The 20,413-nt window shown below is 60.1% G+C and carries 16 protein-coding genes and 1 pseudogene; 10 read left to right on the top strand and 7 right to left on the bottom strand.

The genetic code is table 11. From position 1 onward, the window contains the following. Nucleotides 1-94: 94 nt before the first annotated feature. Nucleotides 95-844: a CPBP family intramembrane glutamic endopeptidase gene (locus HMPREF2692_RS08160; RefSeq protein WP_070455310.1), complete on the bottom strand. Its 750-nt coding sequence runs from the start codon at nt 842-844 to the stop codon at nt 95-97. After that, on the bottom strand, nt 841-1,989 hold the full coding sequence (locus tag HMPREF2692_RS08155; protein WP_070823338.1) for an amidase: 1,149 nt from the start codon (nt 1,987-1,989) through the stop codon (nt 841-843). Before HMPREF2692_RS08155 ends, HMPREF2692_RS08160 begins: the two co-directional genes overlap by 4 nt. A gap of 33 nt (nt 1,990-2,022) precedes the next feature. Between HMPREF2692_RS08155 and pheA the strand changes: the two genes are divergently transcribed. Both pheA and HMPREF2692_RS08145 read left to right on the top strand, forming a co-directional pair. Continuing rightward, nucleotides 2,023-2,940, top strand: coding sequence for a prephenate dehydratase (gene pheA, locus HMPREF2692_RS08150; RefSeq protein ID WP_070823336.1), 918 nt, complete (start codon nt 2,023-2,025; stop codon nt 2,938-2,940). Between the two features lie 11 nt (nt 2,941-2,951). Continuing rightward, nucleotides 2,952-3,617: a histidine phosphatase family protein gene (locus HMPREF2692_RS08145; protein WP_061925090.1), complete on the top strand. Its 666-nt coding sequence runs from the start codon at nt 2,952-2,954 to the stop codon at nt 3,615-3,617. Between the two features lie 9 nt (nt 3,618-3,626). On the opposite strand, the gene HMPREF2692_RS08140 is transcribed toward HMPREF2692_RS08145, so the two are convergent. Genes HMPREF2692_RS08140 through HMPREF2692_RS08130 form a run of 3 tightly spaced genes read right to left on the bottom strand, consistent with a single transcriptional unit; the run spans nt 3,627 to nt 5,881 of the window. Continuing rightward, complete coding sequence (locus HMPREF2692_RS08140; protein WP_096337089.1) at nt 3,627-3,974, bottom strand: metallopeptidase family protein; 348 nt, start codon at nt 3,972-3,974, stop codon at nt 3,627-3,629. Nucleotides 3,975-4,019: 45 nt separating this feature from the next. Beyond that, nucleotides 4,020-5,102: a septum formation family protein gene (locus HMPREF2692_RS08135; RefSeq protein ID WP_061925087.1), complete on the bottom strand. Its 1,083-nt coding sequence runs from the start codon at nt 5,100-5,102 to the stop codon at nt 4,020-4,022. Between the two features lie 44 nt (nt 5,103-5,146). After that, entirely contained in the window at nt 5,147-5,881 is a 735-nt protein-coding gene (locus tag HMPREF2692_RS08130) for a GntR family transcriptional regulator (RefSeq protein WP_061925084.1), read from the bottom strand. 65 nt (nt 5,882-5,946) lie between these two features. Between HMPREF2692_RS08130 and serS the strand changes: the two genes are divergently transcribed. The 6 genes from serS to HMPREF2692_RS08100 all read left to right on the top strand — a co-directional run bounded on the left by serS (nt 5,947) and on the right by HMPREF2692_RS08100 (nt 14,551). After that, the gene (gene serS / locus HMPREF2692_RS08125) at nt 5,947-7,203 is read left to right on the top strand and encodes a serine--tRNA ligase (protein ID WP_061925081.1); all 1,257 of its coding nucleotides are present in this window, start codon (nt 5,947-5,949) and stop codon (nt 7,201-7,203) included. Between the two features lie 141 nt (nt 7,204-7,344). Next, a complete protein-coding gene (locus HMPREF2692_RS08120) occupies nt 7,345-9,165 on the top strand; it encodes a lysophospholipid acyltransferase family protein (RefSeq protein ID WP_070823334.1) in 1,821 nt (606 codons plus the stop codon). A 354-nt stretch (nt 9,166-9,519) separates the two neighbouring features. Next, a complete protein-coding gene (locus tag HMPREF2692_RS08115; RefSeq protein ID WP_061925075.1) occupies nt 9,520-11,232 on the top strand; it encodes a glycerol-3-phosphate dehydrogenase/oxidase in 1,713 nt (570 codons plus the stop codon). Nucleotides 11,233-11,259: 27 nt separating this feature from the next. Then, nucleotides 11,260-12,000, top strand: a complete 741-nt coding sequence (locus HMPREF2692_RS08110; RefSeq protein ID WP_061925072.1) for an MIP/aquaporin family protein — start codon at nt 11,260-11,262, stop codon at nt 11,998-12,000. 45 nt (nt 12,001-12,045) lie between these two features. After that, nucleotides 12,046-13,593: a glycerol kinase GlpK gene (gene glpK, locus HMPREF2692_RS08105; RefSeq protein WP_070823332.1), complete on the top strand. Its 1,548-nt coding sequence runs from the start codon at nt 12,046-12,048 to the stop codon at nt 13,591-13,593. 121 nt (nt 13,594-13,714) lie between these two features. Further along, nucleotides 13,715-14,551 carry a Cof-type HAD-IIB family hydrolase gene (locus tag HMPREF2692_RS08100; RefSeq protein WP_061925066.1) on the top strand — a complete coding sequence of 279 codons (837 nt, stop codon included), beginning with the start codon at nt 13,715-13,717 and terminating at the stop codon, nt 14,549-14,551. 36 nt (nt 14,552-14,587) lie between these two features. On the opposite strand, the gene HMPREF2692_RS08095 is transcribed toward HMPREF2692_RS08100, so the two are convergent. After that, nucleotides 14,588-16,747: an N-acetylmuramoyl-L-alanine amidase gene (locus tag HMPREF2692_RS08095; RefSeq protein WP_061925063.1), complete on the bottom strand. Its 2,160-nt coding sequence runs from the start codon at nt 16,745-16,747 to the stop codon at nt 14,588-14,590. 204 nt (nt 16,748-16,951) lie between these two features. On the opposite strand from HMPREF2692_RS08095, the gene glf reads away from it, so the two are divergent. Both glf and HMPREF2692_RS08085 read left to right on the top strand, forming a co-directional pair. Continuing rightward, entirely contained in the window at nt 16,952-18,148 is a 1,197-nt protein-coding gene (gene glf, locus HMPREF2692_RS08090; protein ID WP_070455318.1) for a UDP-galactopyranose mutase, read from the top strand. 252 nt (nt 18,149-18,400) lie between these two features. Beyond that, complete coding sequence (locus HMPREF2692_RS08085; RefSeq protein ID WP_246815048.1) at nt 18,401-19,897, top strand: ATP-binding protein; 1,497 nt, start codon at nt 18,401-18,403, stop codon at nt 19,895-19,897. Here HMPREF2692_RS08085 and HMPREF2692_RS12725 read toward each other — a convergent pair. After that, a pseudogene (locus HMPREF2692_RS12725) lies at nt 19,894-20,284 on the bottom strand (type I restriction enzyme endonuclease domain-containing protein); the annotation flags it as partial. The gene HMPREF2692_RS08085 and the pseudogene HMPREF2692_RS12725 sit on opposite strands and share 4 nt — an antisense overlap. Nucleotides 20,285-20,413: the final 129 nt, after the last annotated feature.

The following is a 20,413-nucleotide window of genomic DNA, read 5'->3' as shown; positions in this document are numbered from 1 at the left end:
TCTACATCGAATTCACTCCTGTCCCATATGTGTACATGCGTTTGTCCACATGCGTGTGTCCCGAACTGGGCCGTGAATAAACAGAATACGCAATCTAGAAAAGCAGGGCATATCCCACGAAAGCCACGGCGTCGATGAGAAAGTGCGCGATGATAAGCGGCCAGACCTTGCCGGTCTTGGCATAGAAGTATCCGTAGACCAGCCCCATCACGATGTTGCCGAAACCTGCCGATACACCCTGGTAGAGATGATAAGAACCGCGCAGGATTGATGACGCCGCGAGGGTGGCCGGCAGCGCCCAGCCTGATTGGCGCAGGCGGGTCATAAACCAGTAGACCACCACGACTTCCTCGGCAAAGGCGTTCGCGGCTGACTTCAAAAGCAGCACTGGCATTTCCACCCAGGCATTATCGAAGGAGGTTGGGACGACTTCCTTGGTCCAACCAAAGTGCAGCGCAGAGTAGTACAGTGCGAGCCCCGGCAACCCGATGAGCGCGGCCAGGCCTGCGCCCTGCAGCCAATCCCTTACACGCGGGAAACGCTCAAGCATCGCCGCGGGTTTGTTTCGGACCGAAAGCAAATAGAGCGCCAGCGCGCCCCAGGAAAACAGCACGGCGGCGGAGCAGAGCTGCAGGCCCAGGTCCAGCCACGGGGAGACAGATTGGCTCGAGTTGATGGTCACCGATTGCGCGTTTAGTGGTGCTGGATTGAGCAGGTCATCGATGAGCCGCAGCACCGAGCGCACGCCCGAAATGCCAAAACTCAAGGCCAAGACGATGAGGATTTCCGTCAGCCTCGTCCGGTTCTTTTGGTTTCCGGCCTCTTTAAGATGCCCGCGCGTCATGGGTGCAGCACCTTCGCTAAGCCGAGCAGCTCGGCGTCGTCAAGCGTTATGCCTCCCAAATGCACGCCCACCGGCGGGTGGTCTGGCACCTTCCAGGGAATCGAAACCGCGGGCAGCATCGCGACGTTGAACAGCGAGCCCCACGGCGACCACCGCGTTTGTTCGTCGAAATTCTCCTGGTGCGGGAGGGAGGTAAACGCGCCGCGCCTGGGCGGATCATAGGCCAGCATTGGCGTGAGAATGGCGTCTACCTGCCAGTACTCCGCCAACAACGCCGGCAGCTGCGCCGCGTGCTCGCGCGCCGCCGCGTGCTCGGCGTTGCTTACCTGCATCCCCAGTTGGCGGATCCACTCGGCGTAGCCGGTGGTCTCCGGGAGCTTGGCCAGCTTGCGCATGAATAGGCGCTGGAAAGCTTGGAATGTCTCGCCTGCCTGCGGATAGGGCGAAATCGCCACCGTTTCGAAGCCCTGCCCCTCTAGTACCTGCGCTGCTTCTTTGACCGCCTGCAGCATGTGCGGGGCAACGGCCGTGGAAGCAAAGAGCGGATCGACCAGCACGCCTACCCGTGCGCGTGGCGTCCGTGGGCACAGTTCGTGGAGAAAAGCGGCGTCGTCAAGAGTGCGCGCAATAAAGCCCTGCACCGCCAGCTCCTCGCCGGAGGGCTTGAAGCCCACCACGCCACAAGCTGCAGCGGGCACCCGGATGGAGCCGCCGCCGTCCGAAGCATGGGCCGCACGCAGCAACCCTCGGGCCACCTGCACGGCCGCACCGCCCGAGGAACCACCCGGCGTCTTTCCTGGATAGAGCGGGTTATCCGGATGCGGCAGGTCCACCGGCTCCGTATCTACCCGCAGGCCCAGCTCCGGTGCCGCGGACTTACCCACGATGCGCGCTCCCTGCTGCTCCAAGCGCTCGATGAAAGGATCGCTGAACTCTGGGAGATAGGTGCGCTGCACATGCCCCATGGTGGTAGGCATGCCCGCTACATCGTTGAGATCCTTGGCGGAGAGTATCCACCCGCTTAACCGGCCTTCCGCCTGCGGTGCGCGCTCCAAGTCGAGGTGGGTAAATCCATGCTCTTCGGCGCTTAAATGCGCAAGCGATTCGCGGAGAGCCGCCAAGCTGAAATCCGGGGAAAACTCCATGGCGCCACAGTCTAGTGGGCTAGGGTTGCCAGCATGAGCACCGCAACAAAAATTGCTTTCCTTGGCCCCGCCGGTACCTTCACCGAGGCTGCCCTGCAGCAGATGGCCAGTGAATTCGCCGCCGTGGAGCCGCTGCCAGTGGACTCGCCTGCGGCGGCTCTTAACGCAGTGCGCGCAGGTAAAGCGGATTATGCCTGCGTTGCTCTGGAAAATTCGGTCGACGGTGCGGTGACCGCCACCTCCGACGCCCTGGTCGATGGCGACGCAGTGCAGATCTATCGCGAAGTCGACCTGCCCGTTGCGTTTAGCATCATGGTCCGGCCCGGCACTAAGCCCACTGACGTGCGTACCTTCTCCACCCATCCGGTGGCCTTGCAGCAGGTCCGTGGCTGGTTGGCAGAGAATCTTCCCGCTGCCACGTTTGTTGCTGCCAGCTCCAATGGTGCCGCAGCTCAGGCGGTAGCTGCGGGGGAAGTCGATGCGGCAGCAGCGCCGACCCGCGCCGCGGAACTCTTTGAGCTGGACACGCTTGCCGATGCCGTGGCCGACGTCCAGGGCGCCACCACCCGCTTCGTCCTCGCGGGGCTGCCCGGAAAACCAACGACCCGCACCGGTCGTGACAAGACCGCAGTGGTCTTTACCCTGCCCAACGAACCAGGTTCGTTGGTCGGCGCACTGGAGGAATTCGCCCACCGCGGTGTGGATCTTTCCCGTATCGAATCGCGGCCTACCCGCACCGGACTCGGCACGTATAGGTTCCACGTGGAACTAGTAGGCCACATCGATGACGAACCCGTGGCCGCAGCGCTGCGCGCATTGTGGTTGCGCGCGGAAGAACTCGTCTTCTTGGGTTCGTGGCCCTCCTATTCGGATAAGGGCACGCAGCCGCGTGATCTATCGCGCTTGAAAGCGGCAGATGAATGGGTAGCGCGGGCACGGAAGGGCCAATAGTGTAGGAAACTATGAGCGGAAGAATCTTTCTCGTGCGCCATGGCCAGACCTACTCCAACGTCGAGCACCTGCTTGATACACGCCCGCCGGGAGCCGAGCTTACCGAGCGTGGCCGTGGTCAGGCCACGGACGTGGGCCAAGAGCTTGCGGAGCTAACCGCAGGCCGCAAGGTGCGCTTTTATTGCTCTATTGCGTTGCGCGCCCAGCAAACCGCGATGCTGGCGGCGGAGTCTTTTGCCAAGGCCACCGGCCAAATCCGTGTGCCTGTGGAGGTGAAGACGGGCATCCACGAAGTTTTCGCCGGCGACTTCGAGATGGACGGCAGCGAGGACGCCCACCGCTCCTACATGGTGGCGCTGCGCGGCTGGCTCGACGGCGACGAGAACGCCTGCATGGAAGGCGGCGAGACCTACCGCAACGTTTTGGAGCGCTATCAGCCGGTGATTGAAGAAGTTGCCGCTAACTTAGGCGAGGACGAGGACGCGGTCGTTGTCAGCCATGGCGCTGCCATTCGTGTGGTCAGCCGTCACGCCACCGGAGTCGACGCGGACTTCGCCTACACCGGGTACATGGCAAACGGACGTTTTACGGTGATGGAACCCAACGGCCAGCCCTTTGGCAAGTGGACACTGAAGCGCTGGGCAGATACCGATATGGAAGAATCCAGCAGCATCTAGCCGAGGGCGCTAACCCCAGCCCAGATGGTGTAGCTCGTGTTCTTCTAGCCCGAAGTAGTGGCCTAGCTCGTGGAAGACAGTCACCTCGACTTGGTGCGCCAGCTCTTCTTCCGTGTTGCACCATTCCTGCAGCGCACCGCGGTAGATGAAGATGGTGTCGGGGAGAAAGCCCGTGTGGTCGAAAGTGCGATCTGGAAGGGCCACGCCCACGTAGAGGCCCAACAGGTGGGGATTTTCTGCGTTGAAATCCTCCACCAAGATGGCCAGGTTGCGCATCCGCTGGACGAACTCGTCCGGGAGTTTATCGAGCGCATCGTTGACCATCTCATCGAAGCGCTCTTCGCTTACTAAATACACCTGCTGCTCGTTATCGCCTTTTGTATTACCGATTTGCTCGGCTTATTACTGCGCGGCAGGTGCCGGAGCGTTAGCCGCCGAGCTATTGTCTGCTGGGGCGCCTTGTGCGTTAGGCGCTGTGGTGGGCGCTGCGGAAGGGTTGCGCACCGGATTGCGCTCTGGCTGGACTGCTGGTGGCGCGCCGTCGATAGTCAGAGCGTTACGGCCGCCGGTGGCAGAGCCGGTGATGGTGGAGAAGTGGCCATCGTTCGGGTGCATCAAAGAGCAGTTCACGGAGCGGCTGCCACCGTTCCATGCGGCCTCGCTGACCGAGCCCCAGAAGGGCTGCAAGGTGGACTGATAAAGGTTTTCTTCCTCGCCCAGGTACTCGATGGCGGCGGCCGTACAAGTTTCGTTGAGGTAGGAGTTTAGTTCCTCACCGTTGGGGTAGCCACCGGTGAAGTGTTCGCCTAGGTTCACGATGGATACGGTCTCCAGCTGGTGCGGCTGCGCACAGTCCACGGTGCGCACGATCTGCTTGTCATCAATGCTGCGGCATTCGCCAGGCTTGGCGACGACCGACTGATCTACCGCTTCCACGTTGCCGGTATTTAGCTGTGGAACGCCTGCCTCATCGGTGGTCTGTAGGCCACAGAGTAGGGTGCGATCTCCTTGCTGCCATGCTGCCTGTGGCGGCAGGACGGATGCAATGTCGAACTTGCCGTTTGGATCCCATTTGCCGTGCAGGTAGCCCAGGGTGCTGGACTCGCACAGCTCATCGCGCAGCGCGTTCTGGCGGGTGACGTCGGGCCGCTCAGCGTCGGGGCCGAACTCACTGGTGGGGTAGGTGCTGAGATCCTCGCGAGCAGCAACCTCAAAGCGGTGCGGCTTATCGCAGGAAATCTCGGCGAAGTTGGAGATTTCTCCCTTGCCGTCGATGTCCCAGGATAAGCAGGTGCCGGACTCGGCCGAGGTAAATGCAACTACCTCCGGCTCGGCGGAGGGCTGCTCTGCTTTATTGGGAGCGGACTGGTTGCCAGTATTCGGGCTAAGCAGCCCGTATGCACCGAGAAACGCGGCGGCTGCGAGGGTGGCCACCAAGAATAAGCGGACGGCAAACGATGAGCGCCAAGGAGAATTCTTACTCATAAGGCCTCCCATAGTACCCGCCTGCCTGGGATTCTTCTTATCTCTTAGGTGTCGAGAGCGCGGCTTACCCGCGTGGTAAGCCGGTAGCGGTCGGTGCGATAGACCGAAGAACACCACTCAACTGGGCGATCGCCCGAGCGGGACTTGCGGATGATGTGCAGCAGTGGGGTGCCGGGCTCGACGTCGAGAAGCTGCGCTATCTCCGCATCCGCCGCAATCGCCGTGACCGTCTGATCTGCCTCCGTGATTGGCAGATCGAAGTTGGAGTCCAGGATGGCGTAGACCGAGTTGTAGATGTCATTTTCCAGAAGGTTGGGAACAAAGGCAGAGTTATACCAACCGTCATCGATGGAATAGGGCTCCCCATCGCCCAAGCGAAGGCGGCGCAGGTGGGTATGCGTCACGGAAGGATCGGCGCCGAAGAACTCGGACACCTCATCCGGGGCTGACGCGCGGCCGCCCAAGAGGATTTTGCTGGAGGCCTGGACACGTTGGGCACCCATTTCATCGGAGAATGAGGCCAAATGCAGACGAGATACTAGGGGATTAGGGGCGACGAAGGTGCCTTTGCCGCGCACGCGCCGCAGGCGTCCGGCGGCAACCAAATCACCGATGGCGCGGCGCACCGTGATGCGAGAGACGCCATAAGTCTCTTCCAGAATACGCTCACCTGGGAGGATGTCCCCTGGTTTCAAAGTGGTGTTGCACAGCTCGGTGAGGATGTCACGCAGCTGGGCATGCTTTGGGACGGGTCCATCGGTGATTATTTGTGCGGTCATAAACACATAATAATTCGCTGGTTATTACCACTGCAAGGGCAGCTTAGTGCGCTAAACTTTTAAGCGTGATTGATCTAAAGTTCCTCCGCGAAAACCCAGACGTTGTCCGTGCCTCCCAGGTAACCCGTGGTGAGGATCCAGCTCTTGTTGACGAGCTTCTGGCCGCCGACGAAGCTCGCCGTTCTGCCATCCTGGCAGCCGACGAGCTACGTTCCGAGCAGAAGGCCTTTGGCAAGAAGATTGGCCAGGCCTCCCCAGAAGAGCGCCCAGCCTTGCTGGAGGGTTCTAATGAGCTGAAGGAAAAGGTCAAGAAGGCCGAGGCGGAACTGGCTGCTGCTGAAGAAAAGGTAAACGAGCTGCAGTTCCAGCTCTCCAACGTCGTGGAGGGCGCGCCGGCTGGCGGCGAGGATGACTTCATCGTCCTCGAAGAGGTTGGCACGATCCCAGAGTTCGACTTCGAGCCGAAGGATCACTTGGAACTCGGCGAGTCCCTTGGGCTTATCGACGTAAAGCGTGGCGCCAAGGTGGGCGGCGCCCGCTTCTACTACCTGACCGGTGACGGTGCCTTCCTGCAGCTGGGCATGCTCATGCTCGCGGCACAGAAGGCGCGCGAGGCTGGCTTCCAACTGATGATCCCGCCAGTTCTGGTTCGCCCAGACATCATGGCTGGCACCGGCTTCTTGGGCCAGCACTCCGATGAGATCTACTACCTGCCGGCAGATGATCTCTACCTCGTCGGTACCTCCGAGGTTGCGCTCGCGGGCTACCACAAGGATGAAATCCTGGATCTCAGCGACGGCCCAATCAAGTACACCGGTTGGTCCTCCTGCTTCCGCCGCGAGGCTGGCTCCCACGGCAAGGACACCCGCGGTATCCTGCGTGTTCACCAGTTCGACAAGCTGGAAATGTTTGTCTTCTGCAAGCCGGAAGAAGCAGAGCAGATGCACCAGATGCTACTGCAGATGGAAAAGGACATGCTCGCTGCGATGGAGCTGCCTTATCGCACCATCGACATCGCTGGTGGCGACCTTGGCTCGTCTGCGGCCCGCAAGTTCGACAACGAGGCATGGGTTCCAACCCAGGGCTGCTACCGCGAGCTGACCTCCACCTCGAACTGCACCACCTTCCAAGCGCGTCGTCTGCAGACCCGTTACCGCGACGAAAACGGCAAGACCCAGTACGCCGCAACCCTCAACGGCACCCTGGCCACTACCCGCTGGCTCGTTGCCATCTTGGAAAACCACCAGCAGGCCGACGGCTCCGTGGTTGTCCCAGAAGCGCTGCGCCCATTCGTGGGCAAGGATGTTCTGCGTCCGCGCTAAAGCAGATTAGTTAACAGTTATATATACGTCCCCCGGGTTTTCCTGACCCGGGGGACTTGTCGTGCTTAACTAGTAGTTGTTTTGTCCGAGCTACCTTTAGCCTTCACAAAGTCCCGCATATTTTAACCAGGGGGAAGAACTATGAACGCCGTTAAAGACTTCTTTTATCAACGCATTGTCACCCTGGCACGGGGCGTTACTATTGCGCAGGGGCTTAAGTTTCGCACCTGGGGCGAGGAGAATATCCCGGACAAGGGCGGCGCGGTGCTCGTGGTCAATCACACCGGTTACATGGACTTTGTCTTCGGAGGTTTTCTACCGCATAAGAAGAAGCGCCTGGTGCGCTTTCTGACCAAGGCCGGCGTCTTCAAGACCCCAGTCGTGGGCCCACTGCTGAAGATGATGGGCCACATCCCGGTAGACCGTATCGATGGTGGAGCTTCCATCCGCCAAGGCATCGAGCTGGCCAAGGCCGGCGAGCTGGTCGGCGTCTTCGCCGAGGGTACGATTTCCCGCAGCTTCGAAATCCGCAGCATGCGTGGCGGCGCAGCCCGCATCGCTTATGAAGCCGGCGTGCCGATTATCCCGACGGTCACCTTCGGCTCCCAACGGTTGTGGACCAAGGGACAGAAGAAGAACCTGGGCCGCAGCAATACCCCGCTGCTTATCCGTGCCCTCGAGCCTTTTAAACCGACTGGCGACGTCGAGGCAGACACCGCCGAGATTCGTCGCCGCATGCAGGAAGGCCTCGAGATGCTCTGGAAGGACTACGAGGCGGAGTTTGGTCCAATGCCGAAGGGCGCTTTCTGGGTTCCAGCCCGCATGGGCGGCGGAGCGCCGAGCCTGGAGGAAGCAGAGCGCGAGGATAAGGCGGTCGAGTCGGAGCGCTACCGCGTGCGCCGCCTGCGCGATGACCTGATGGGGCTCAAGACTCGCATCTCCGAAGCCACCTCTGAGCTGGTCAAGGACCGTCTGGCCATTACCGCAAAGCCGGCCAGCGGCGAGGTGGAGGAGCTCAAGCGCACCACCCCGGAGACACTCGAGTGGATCAAGGAAAACCTCAACATCGTCATCGAGGAGGCCACTCGTGGCTTGGGTGAGGGCCGCGACAAAGTCACCGAAATCATGGGACAGCTCAAGGTTGATGTGGCTGAGACGCAGGCCAACATCGCCACCAGTAGCAAGGAAGTCTTCGCGGGCTCCAAGGTGGAGCAGGGCTTGTTGAGCGCTGCAACTCAGTCGCGCCTTATCGTCTCCCGCCTGCCGCACCGCATGAAGGCGCACTTCACGCAGATCCCGCGCATCGTTGTGGCAGATGAATCCACCTTGAATTATGAGGATGGTTCCGTGACCAAGCGCCTGCACGATGCATTCGCCGGCGTTTATCCGGAGTCGCAGATGCTGGTGCTGATGTCCCCGCAGGCGGCAGCTCACCCAGACTCCACCTTTGCCAATATCCAGCAGGAACTGTGGAGGATTGAGCATCAGGGCGGCGTCGTCAAGCATGGCTCCGAGGTTATTGCCATGCACCCGCTTTCCGACGCCGCCGTTGCTGCCATCGAAGCACACAGCGACATTGTCGTCGAATGGGCCTACGAAGGTGGGGAAGTGGTCTCTGGTCATATCAAGCGCGAGCTGCGTGAGGTGAAGGACGTCCTGGGTGAAGTACCCGGTGCCCGTTTCGTGGACACCCCAACGGGGCTAATCGTGGTTGCAGATGAGGCATGTCGTTGGGTTGCTACTGAGCAGATTCTTGAGCTAGTGGGGGCGGCCCCGCGTGAGGTGACCGTCTTTGCTGGTGAGGCAGGAGACGAGGTTTTCTTGGACCACACGCAGGTGGTCGCGCTGGAGACTGCGCCCATTGAGCTGGTCAAAGAAGCAGGTTCCGTGACCTACTCGGCAGAGCGCGCTGGCGTCTCCGAGGTGCTGGAGGCGATGACGAAGTTGAATAAGAAGAAGTAGACCTTAAAAAGGTTAGGGAAACCGCAAGGAGCGTCTGGATATGACCAGACGTTCCTTTTTATTTGTCTGTCTACACCCCCCTATAGGGGTGTAATAAGTTTCTTTCCTTTATAAAAACTCATGGAAAATGCTGGTTACGGTGGCGAAACTTACGAGTGAGTAGTGCAACAGCGCGCTTTCTGTCGTGACCCCTAACATAAGATTTAGGAGAAAAGATCTTCAAGGCCCGAGGCGGGGAATGGACCACTTTGGGCGACCATGAGGCTCCACCTGTCACCGTAGCGCGCGCCGTGCGAGAGCACGGCGACTGTATTGCGATGGCATAAGGGGCAAGTTAAGGAGATGAGTTTAGTAATGACAAAGCTAAGCAATCAGAGTTTCAACCCGGAATACTTTGAAAAGGCATGGGAGAACTACTCCGATGAGGAATATGACGTCGTCATCATCGGCGGTGGCTCCGTTGGCGCAGGCGCAGCAGTCGACGCCGCTACCCGTGGCCTGAAGACCGCAGTTGTCGAGTCCCGCGACTTCGCGGCAGGTACCTCTTCCCGCTCCTCCAAGATGTTCCACGGTGGCCTGCGCTACCTGGCGATGTTCGACTTCCGCCTGGTCGCCGAGTCTCTCCATGAGCGCGAGCTCAACATGTCCACCCTGGCTCCGCACCTGGTCAAGCCGCTGAAATTCATCTTCCCGCTGACCCACCCAGTCTGGGAGCGCGTGATGATGTTCGGCGGCTTTACTTTGTATGACCTCATGGGCGGCGCAAAGAGCGTTCCGATGCAAAAGCACCTGACCCGCAAGGGCGTGCTGAATGTTGCCCCGGGCCTGAAGGATCACGCAGTGGTTGGTGGCGTGCGCTACTACGACACGCTTGTCGACGACGCTCGCCACACCATGACCGTCCTGCGTACCGCCGCCGAGTTCGGCGCCAGCGTCCGTACCGGCACCGAGGTCGTGGGCTTTGAAAAGGACCGCGGCGGCCGCATTACCGGCGCGCATGTCCGTGACGTTGCAACCGGCCGCGAGACCACCATCAAGGGCCGCGTCTTCATCAACGCCACCGGCGTGTGGAATGACAAGATCCAGGAGATGGCCGGCGTGGAGGGCAAGTTCACCGTCCACGCTTCCAAGGGCGTGCACATCGTCGTGCCGAAGGACGCCCTCGACGCCGATGCTGCACTGTGCTTCGTCACCGAGAAGTCCGTACTCTTCGTTATTCCATGGGGCGAATACTGGATCATCGGTACCACCGACACGGACTGGGAAAAGGGTCTATCTCTGCCGGATCCGGCACCAACCAAGGCCGACATCGACTACATCCTGGATCAGGTTAACCAGCGCGTTTCCCGCACCATTACCCGCTCCGACATCGTCGGCGTTTACTCCGGCTTGCGCCCGCTTTTGACCGGTAAGTCCGACACCACCACCAAGCTGTCCCGCAACCACGCCGTGGCCAAGGTTGCTCCGGGCCTCGTCTCCGTTGCCGGTGGCAAGTACACCACCTACCGCGTCATTGGTAAGGATGCCGTTGACCTGGCCGTCAAGGAGCTGACTTTCGACGCTCCAGAGTCCGTCACCGAACGCACCCCAATCCTGGGTGCCGAGGGCTACCACGCTCTGGCTAACCAGGTACCGACCTTGGCTAAGCGCTACGGAGTGCACCAGGACGTCATCGAGCACCTGCTTGGCCGCTACGGCTCCCTGCTGGGCGAGGTCCTCGCTCCGGCAGAAGAAGACGCTGAGCTGCTGAAGCCGGTTCCAGGCGCAGAGCAGTACCTGTGGGCTGAGGTGCGCTACGCCGTCACCCACGAGGGTGCACTGCACCTGGATGACATCCTTTCGCGCCGCCTGCGCATCGCCATTGAGTACGCACACCGCGGCGTCGATTGCGCCGATGCGGTGGCCAACTTCGTCGCTCCGCTGTTGGGCTGGGACGATGCTACCAAGCAGGCAGAAATCGCCGCATTCAAGCAGCACACCGAAGCCGAGCTGCAGGCAGAAGCAGCACTGACCGACCAAGAAGCAAACGACATCCTCGTGCGCGCGGCAGGCAAGCCGCAGGTATAAGGACCATTCAAGAGAAAGACTAAAAGCATGACCGCAATGGATGCTTTCCTCTGGGAGTTCATCGGAACTGCCCTGCTCCTCCTGCTGGGTAACGGCGTGTGCGCCTTGGTTACCCTGCGCACCTCCGGTGCCAAAGGATCTGACTGGATTGTCATTGCCCTGGGCTGGGGCATGGCAGTTTTCGTGGGCGCCAGCGTGGCGGACCCTTCCGGCGGCCACCTCAACCCGGCCGTGACCTTGATGGTTGCCATCAACGGCGGCCTTGAGTGGAACCTCGTTCCTGCTTACATCGCAGGCCAGCTTTTGGGCGCAATGCTCGGCGCATTGCTTGCTTGGGCGGCCTTCAAGCAGCTTTTCGACGCCAATAACCTCGACGAAGCTGGCAATGAAACCGGTGCGAACGCCTCCACCGGTGGCATCTTCTTCACTGGCCCTGCTCACCCGAATAACTTCTGGAATGCGGTCACTGAGTTCATCGGTACCTGCGTACTGTTGATGTTCATTGCCTTTGGTCCTTCCGGCGGTGAGATTGGTGCACTGAAGTATTTCGCAGTCGCATTCGTCGTCGTTTCGGTCGGCCTTTCCCTGGGTACCCCAACCGGCTACGCCATCAACCCGGTCCGTGACCTGGGCCCGCGCTTGATGTACGCATTCGTCCTTCCCATCAAGGACAAGGGAAGCGCCAACTGGGGCTATGCCTGGGTGCCAATCGTCGCCCCGCTGCTTGCTGCAGTAGCCATCGGTTTCCTTTCCATGGCTTTGGCTTAAATACGCATCTCACCGCATTTTTGAAAATACGCAAGGAGTAAATCCATGAGCGAAAACAAGTTCGTAGCAGCAATCGACCAGGGCACTACGTCCACCCGCTGCATCATCTTCAACCACGACGGCGAGCAGGTCTCCGTCGGCCAGTTCGAGCACGAGCAGATCTTCCCGGAAAAGGGTTGGGTTGAACACGACCCGAAGGAAATCTGGGACAACCCCCGCCGCGCCGTCGGCGAGGCTTTGGCCAACGGCGACGTCTCCGTCGAGTCAATCGTTGCGCTGGGCATCACCAACCAGCGCGAGACCACCGTCGTGTGGGATAAAAACACTGGTGAACCGGTCTACAACGCAATTGTTTGGCAGGACACCCGTACCACCCAGATCTGCAAGGAGCTGGCGGGGGAGGAAGGCCCGGACAAGTGGCGTCGCCGCACCGGCTTGGTCATCAACTCCTACCCGGCAGGCCCGAAGGTCAAGTGGATCCTCGATAACGTCGAGGGCGCTCGCGAGCGTGCCGAGGCTGGTGACCTGCTCTTCGGCACCATCGATACTTGGCTGCTGTGGAACCTGACCGGTGGCGCCGAGGGCGACGGCGACCAGCCGCCAGTTCACGCAACCGACGTCACCAACGCATCCCGCACCTTGCTCATGGACATCGAAAAGCTCGAGTGGGATGAGGAACTGTGCAAGGAGATGGGCATTCCTACCTCCATGCTGCCGGAGATTCGTCCTTCCCTCAGCGACTTCCGCACTGTGCGTGCCCGCGGCTCCCTGGCTGGTGTGCCGATTCGCGCCATCCTTGGCGACCAGCAGGCAGCAATGTTCGGCCAGGGCTGCTTCCGCCCGGGTTCTGCAAAGAACACCTACGGCACCGGCCTATTCTTGCTGCTGAACACCGGTACCACCCCGAAGTTCTCCGAGAACGGTCTGCTGACCACGGTGTGCTTCCAGCGCGAGGGTGAACGCCCTGTCTACGCGCTCGAGGGCTCGGTCTCCATGGGCGGTTCCCTGGTGCAGTGGCTGCGCGATAACCTGCAGATGATTCCGAACGCGGCCTCCATCGAGAACATGGCCCGCTCCGTCAAAGACAACGGCGGTGTTTACTTCGTGCCGGCCTTCTCCGGACTCTTTGCGCCGTACTGGCGCCCGGATGCCCGCGGCGTCATCGTTGGTCTTACCCGCTTTGCTAACCGTAATCACATCGCCCGTGCGGTTCTGGAGGCAACTGCCTACCAGACTCGCGACGTCGCCGATGCCATGGTTGCCGATTCCGGTGTGGAGATCACCGAGCTGCGCGTCGACGGCGGCATGACCCACAACGAGCTGCTCATGCAGTTCCAGGCGGACATCCTGAACGTCGAGGTGCACCGCCCGAAGAACGTGGAGACCACCGCAACCGGTGCTGCCTTCGCCGCTGGCCTGCAGGTCGGCTACTTCGAGGATCTGAAGAGTCTGGACACCGGCAGCGGTGAGTTCAAGGTCTGGAGCCCGAAGATGGATGAGGAGGAGCGTTCCAACCTCTACAGCGAGTGGAAGCGCGCCATCAAGCGTTCCCTGGCTTGGGAAGACTCTGAAGATGACGACGTCGCTCAGTAGGCAACCCTCCCGCTAGCTCCCGATTAGCTAGCGCGTTCTAGGTCCCGCATCTTTTTGGTGCGGGACTTTATTTCTTACAGGAGGTGCAAATTGCCTGCGGGCGCGAAGTAGACTGTGGGACATGGTTGATTCCTTATGGGCGCCGCGCCTTATTGCCAGTGACATCGACGGCACTTTGTTAGATAAGAACCATCGCGTCACCAAGCGTAACCGTGAAGTAATAGCCCGAGCCGTGGCTTCGGGTGCGTACTTTGCGCTTTCCACCGGGCGCCCGTTCCGCTGGATTGCGCCCGTGCTCGAGCAGCTGCCCGTCCGCCCGGTATGCGTGACGTCGAATGGCGCCGTCATCTACGATTCCGCGGAAGATAAGCTCCTCAATGTTCACGCGCTCTCGCCCGCCGCCATCACAGAAGTTATCGCCGTGGCGCAGGAGGTGCTCGACCCGCTTGGGGGAGCAGGCTTCGGCGCGGAACGCGGCGGGACCTCGCTTGCCGACCCCGTCGAAGAGCTTTTTGTGGTGGAGCCCCGCTATTCCGAGAACGCGCTTTTCGACGGCTTTGGGGTCGTTTCCATCGATGAATTAGCGGCTGAGCCCGCGGTGAAATTGCTTATCCGTAACACGCAATTTAGCGCCCCTGAACTCTACGATCTGATTGCTCCGCGGGTGGACCCAACGGTTGCTCACGTTACCTATTCGATGACGGAGGGCATCCTCGAAGTCGCTGCCCCCAACGTGACCAAGCGCAAGGGCGTGTCCTGGCTGGCGGAGAACTTCGGCATCGAACGTAGCGACATAATCGCTTTTGGGGACATGCCCAATGACATCGAAATGCTGTCGTGGGTGGGGCGCGGCGTCGCCATGGGCAATGCGCATCCTGCCGTGAAGGAGGCCGCTGACGAAGTCACCATGGCCAACCATCAATCGGGCGTGGCAAAGGTGCTAGAACAATGGTTCTAGCATCTTAATCCTGCAGGGGCTGACACCCCCTGCCAACTAGTCGGTGAAGACGTTAATCTTCTCGGTTGCTGGGTCGTACTGGATGTAGCCACCCTGGAAGTCCACGCGGATTTCGCGGCCGTTGCCGGTGGAGACCTCGTCGGAGGTCGGCAGGCCGAGTTTGGTGGAGTTGTCGCCCTCGGACCAAGCCTCAGCGACCTTGCCCGTCAGGGCGTGGGTGCCCGTTTCCTTGGAAGAGAGAACAACGCCGTTTTCAAAGAGCTGGGAGACAATGCCCGCCTTGAAGTCCGGGCCGCCTACTGCGAGGCCGAGAACCGGGCCGAAGGCGTTCAGGATTGCCGTCCAGGACTGCTGCAGGCTCGGGTTGCCGGAGATCTGGACGACCTTGGAGACAATGTTTGGAATCTCCGAGGTGGTCAGGCCACCGACGACGGTCTTATTGCCGTCGACCTTCTGGCCCGAGCGAGACAGGAAGATGCCGACCAAAGTCGCGGCGATACCGGCAACCGCCTGGACTACTGCAACCGGCACCTGGACGCCGCCCAGGGAGGAGGTAGCGCCGTTCGTACCGGTGTTTCCGCCTGGGTTTCCGCCGGTGTTTCCACCCGGATTATTGGTACCCGGCGTCGTGGTGCCGGTATTCGTCCCAGTGTTCGTGTTGGTGCCATCGTTGGATGGCAGCTGCGCACCGGAGCCGGCAGTGCCGTTCTTGATGGACTGGTATTTGCGGTAGGTCGCATTGCGGATATCGCCCCAACGTGCCACGGTGTACTTGCCTGGGCAGGCGGTGTAGTGCAGGTCATTGTGGCCGTGGAAGGTCGGAACGTGAGCAACCGTTCCTGCTGGGAAACGGGAGCCGTTGAAGCCGCCGGAGACCAGGTCGGTGGAGCCCTTCGGGTTGATGTTGGAGATCGCGGCCTTCCAGCCAGCGATTTCCGCCACGGAATTCAGCATGGCTTCCGTCGGTGCTGTGGTTTCGTAGTTACCAATCATGGAGATACCCCACGTGTTGGTGTTAAAGCCGCCAACGTGTGCGCCCTGCACGGCCTTATCGAGGCCGCCGTAACGGCCCTCATAGATGGTGCCGTACTTATCCACCAGTGCGTTGTATCCGATATCGCACCAGCCCAGGTTCTGCGCGTGGTAGTGGTAGATTCCGCGCACCTGCGCTGCAGCATCAGCCTTGGTGTAGTTGTTGCTGCCCGCGGTGTGGTGCAGGGTCAGTGCCTTAACGCCGTCGTCGTAGTCTGGCCCCATGCAGCGCTTAGACTCGTCCGCACCCCAGCCCGCGCGGGAGACGACCCTTGGCATGCCGTCGGTGACGGCGGTCTGCTCGATAGCCTCGCCAGCCTGCGCATTGCCGTCAATGAAGACAGCCTCCATGCCCTCGGTGCTGGTGTTGTTTGCCGACGCGCCAGATTCCTGTGCGCCAGATTCCTGTGCGCCGGAATCCTTAGTGTCCATCTCCTGCACGTCAGCCACCGGCGCAATGTCACCGACGTTGTACGGCAGCGGCGCCGGGTGCGGGTTGGCTGCTGCTTCCGCGGCCTGTTCAATCACGGACTGATTGGAGTCCTCCGCCGGTGCGGAAGCAGGCGACTGGCTTGCCGACGCCGCCGGTGTCGAGGTTTCCTGTGCCGCGGACCCCGGGGCCTGTGCACCATCTTCTTCCACGGGGGTTTCCTCGAAGCTCTTGTCCAGGTTGGTGCCCGAGACAAGATCTACGTTGTTGATGGAAACCTGCACGTCGTTGGTGGTGCCGGTGTAAATCAGCTCGGTGCCGTTAGTGGCGTTCGGATCGTCGTTGGTATAACCCGAGTTGTCCATGCCGTACCACTGCGACCACGAACCGTCAGCCTGCTTCGCGCGCACGAAAGCGGCGACGTCACGAGCGCCCTTCCAGGTCACAGCGAACATGGAGAAAGGCTCGTCGCGGTGGAATTGCTTGACGGCGCGGGGGCCGTCGCCTTCGCCCTGGGCAGAGATAGCAGCGTCATCGACAACGACGGTTTCGCCGTCGCCAAAGCTCGTCGAGGCGGAAGCTACTTCGATGGGGCCGGAGCCGTTTTCTTGGGTGCGCAGCACTTGGTGGCCACCGAAGGCGGCAGCCGCAACCATCGAGACAGAGGTGACAGCAGCGATGATCGGAGTGGACCACTTCGACTTGGTAGGAACGAGACGGCGTCGTAGTTGCACGTTATCTCCCTTGAGGTTTTGCGTAACGCGTGCGGGTGGTTTAGACAGCTCAAACCGAATTACGAAAGTTAACAGTTGCGCAAAATGTTACTTATGTTGTTTCTGTTAATTCTGTTCCGACACGCGTCAAAAGTGCATTCTTGATGAAGTTCTTTGTGGGTGTCATCCCCGGCGACAAGGGCGATCTCCAATAAGGTGGGGTACATGACTTCTTATGACCTCATCGTTGTTGGATCCGGATTCTTCGGCCTGACCGTTGCAGAACGTGCGGCCTCTCAAATGGGCAAGAAGGTGCTCATTGTCGAGCGCCGTAACCACCTGGGCGGCAACGCCTACTCCGAGGCGGAGCCGGAGACCGGCATCGAGGTGCACAAGTACGGAGCGCACCTGTTCCACACCTCTAACGAGCGCGTGTGGAACTACGTCAATCAGTTCACTGATTTCACCGACTATCAGCACCGCGTCTTTGCCATGCACAACGGCACCGCGTATCAGTTCCCAATGGGTCTGGGCCTTATCAATCAGTTCTTCGGCAAGTACTACTCGCCGGATGAGGCACGCCAGCTCATCAAGGATCAGGCCGGCGAGTTCGACGTTGATGAGGCGCAGAACCTGGAAGAGAAGGCCATCGCTCTTATTGGTCGTCCGCTCTACGAAGCATTCATCCGCGATTACACCGCAAAGCAGTGGCAGACCGACCCGAAGGAGCTGCCGGCGGGCAACATCACCCGTCTGCCGGTTCGCTACACCTTCAACAACCGCTACTTCAACGACACTTACGAGGGCCTGCCGGTAGACGGTTACGCGGCATGGCTGGAGAACATGGCGAAGCACGAGCTTATCGACGTCCAGCTGGACACCGATTGGTTCGAGGTTCGCGAACAAGTTCGCGAAGAGAATCCGGATGCGCCGGTTGTTTACACCGGCCCGTTGGATCGCTACTTCGACTTCTCTGAGGGTGAGTTGGGCTGGCGCACCCTGGACTTTGAACTTGAGGTCTTGCCGACCGGCGACTTCCAGGGCGCCCCGGTGATGAACTATAACGATGCTGACGTTGACTACACCCGCATCCACGAGTTCCGCCACTTCCACCCAGAACGGCAGGATAAGTACCCGAAAGATAAGACTGTCATCATGAAGGAATACTCGCGCTTCGCCGAGTCTGGCGACGAGCCGTACTACCCAATCAACACTCCAGAGGACCGCACCAAGCTCGAGGCTTATCGATGCCGCGCTGCCGCCGAGGCACGCGAGAACAACGTTCTTTTCGGCGGCCGCCTGGGTACCTACCAGTACCTCGACATGCACATGGCCATTGCCTCCGCGCTGAGCATGTTCGACAACAAGCTGGCCCCGTTCTGGAACGAGGGCAAGGCCCTCGAACAGGAGCGCGGCCACTAAGCCGAACTCCGTCAACATAACACTTAACACTCAACACTCCACCCAACACTCCACACTGTGGAGTGTTGGGTGGAGTGTTGTATGTAGTGTTGCGCAGGCCGGGAAAGCTATGATTGACCTGCGAAATCAACCCTTACTTTGAGGATTTTGGACGAGGAACACGTGCGAACACTACACAACACACCACAGTGTGTGTAGTGTTGTGTGTAGTGTTTGAGGGTGTTCAGGAGCGTTGAGCGCTGATAGGGGTGAGTGATTGTGGTCTGGGACGATGACCAGGCGGAGATCGCCGAGATCATTGGGAGCCTGCGATCTCAGGGCACCGATACGCGCGCCGTAGAGGTCAAGGCAGCTGCGGGAGGTTTTCCCAAGAAGCTTGTTCGCTCTATCTCTGCCTTTGCTAACGGAACCGGTGGAATCATCATCTTGGGGCTGGATGAAGACAACGGGTTCGTTCCGGTACCAGGCTTTGATGCTACCGCCATGGCGGATGCCCTGGCTGGCGCATGTGCAGACCTCGTGACCCCGTCGGTTCGCGCCCAGATCGACATTGTTGAGTGGGAGGGCGCGAGCATTGTCGTTGGCACCATTCCCGAATGTGCTCCTTTTGAGAAGCCTTGCTGGGTCGTTTCTCAGTCGAAGTATCACGGCAGCTATATCCGGGTCCATGATGGGGACCGCGTACTAAAGCCATACGAGATCGACAGGCTGGAGGAAAACAAGACCCAGCCGGAATGGGATCTGGAGCCGGTTCCGGCTGCTGACATCGACGATCTGGATCCTGACATTGTGGCCGAGATCTTGGCCCGCGAGTGCTCCATCCATGAACGCATTTTTGGACGGTTGAGCGATGAAGAGGCGATGTTAGCGCTCCACCTGATTACCCGGAATGACAACGGAAAACTAGTGCCAACTCTGGGCGGACTTATGGCAGCGGGCACTTACCCGCAACAGTTTTTCCCGCGGCTCAACGTGACCTTTGCAGCATATCCCGGCACCGATAAATCGGCCGGAATAGGCAAGCAGCGCTTCCTCGACAACGAAAGTCTGGTGGGGCCCATTCCGGTGCTGGTCGCGGATGCCGTGCGGGCAGTCCGACGCAATATGCGCGTCGGAGGCGTAATCGAGGGAGTCTTCCGTAAGGACTTGCCGGACTACCCTCCGGAGGCTGTGCGTGAGGCAGTCGCTAATGCGCTTATGCACCGTGATTATTCGCCGCAGGCGCGGGGCACGCAGGTACAAGTGAACCTGTATGTCGACCGGCTGGAGATCCTTAACCCCGGTGGTCTTTATGGAACGGTCACCGTTGATCGATTGGGCACTGCGGGTATGTCTAGCGCGCGCAATCAGCATTTGTCTGCGTTGCTGGAGGTGACTCCTGCCGGTGACGGAGACGGGTACATTGCGGAAAATCGTGGTACCGGATATATCGAGATTCTCGACCAACTGGAGCGGCAGCTGCTGCCGCCGCCGGTACCACGGGATTCATTAACCGAATTTGAGCTCACCTTTGCGCGGCGAAATCCGACTACCCCGGAGCGCACCGCGGCGTTGGGTGGCGGAACCCGCGGGCGCGTGCTCGACTATCTGCGCGAACACAGGACAGCGTCCAGCCGCGAATTGGCAGCGGCTGCAGGGCTGTCCCTCAACGGCGTGCGCAGGACCATTAACGAACTTGTTGAGGAAGGCGTCATCGTGCGCACTGAGCCGCTGAAGAGCCCGAAGCAGCGCTATCGGCTGCAGGGCTAACCACGGCGTTCAACGTCACCTTGTTCGTGCGCCGCCGCTGAATACCTCGGCGCGAATTTCTCCATCTGTTCAAGCACGAGCTTGATGGCCTCCGGTGCCTTGTCCGGTGGATACTTGTAGTCGCGAAGCAACCTGCGGACCGAGCGGCGTAGTTTCGCACGTACGTCATCGCGTACTGTTCAGTCGGTCTTTGCATCGCGACGCAGCATGGAAACGAGCTGGCGTGCGATTTCAGCAAGAACTTCGTCCATGAGCTCGGTTGCGGATTCGTTTGTCGACACCGCGTCGAAGAAGGTGAGCTCGTCATTGCCTAGTGGCGGGGTGAATTGTTCACCGCGATTGCTTGTCCTTGACAATCGCTTTGGACGGGCGGATGAGTTCGGCGATGGCATGCACATGGCGATCGCTTCTGCGCTGAGCATGTTCGACAACAAGCTGGCCCCGTTCTGGAATGAAGGCAAGGCGCTTGAACAGGAGCGCGGCCACTAAAACAGCTTGCCTGCTTAAATCCCCGCC

Origin of the sequence: Corynebacterium sp. HMSC036D03, assembly GCF_001836185.1 — a bacterium.
Taxonomy (GTDB): Bacteria; Actinomycetota; Actinomycetes; order Mycobacteriales; family Mycobacteriaceae; genus Corynebacterium; species Corynebacterium simulans.
The sequence above is the reverse complement of the archived record's forward strand: the minus strand, read 5'-3'. Positions and strand labels throughout refer to the sequence as shown.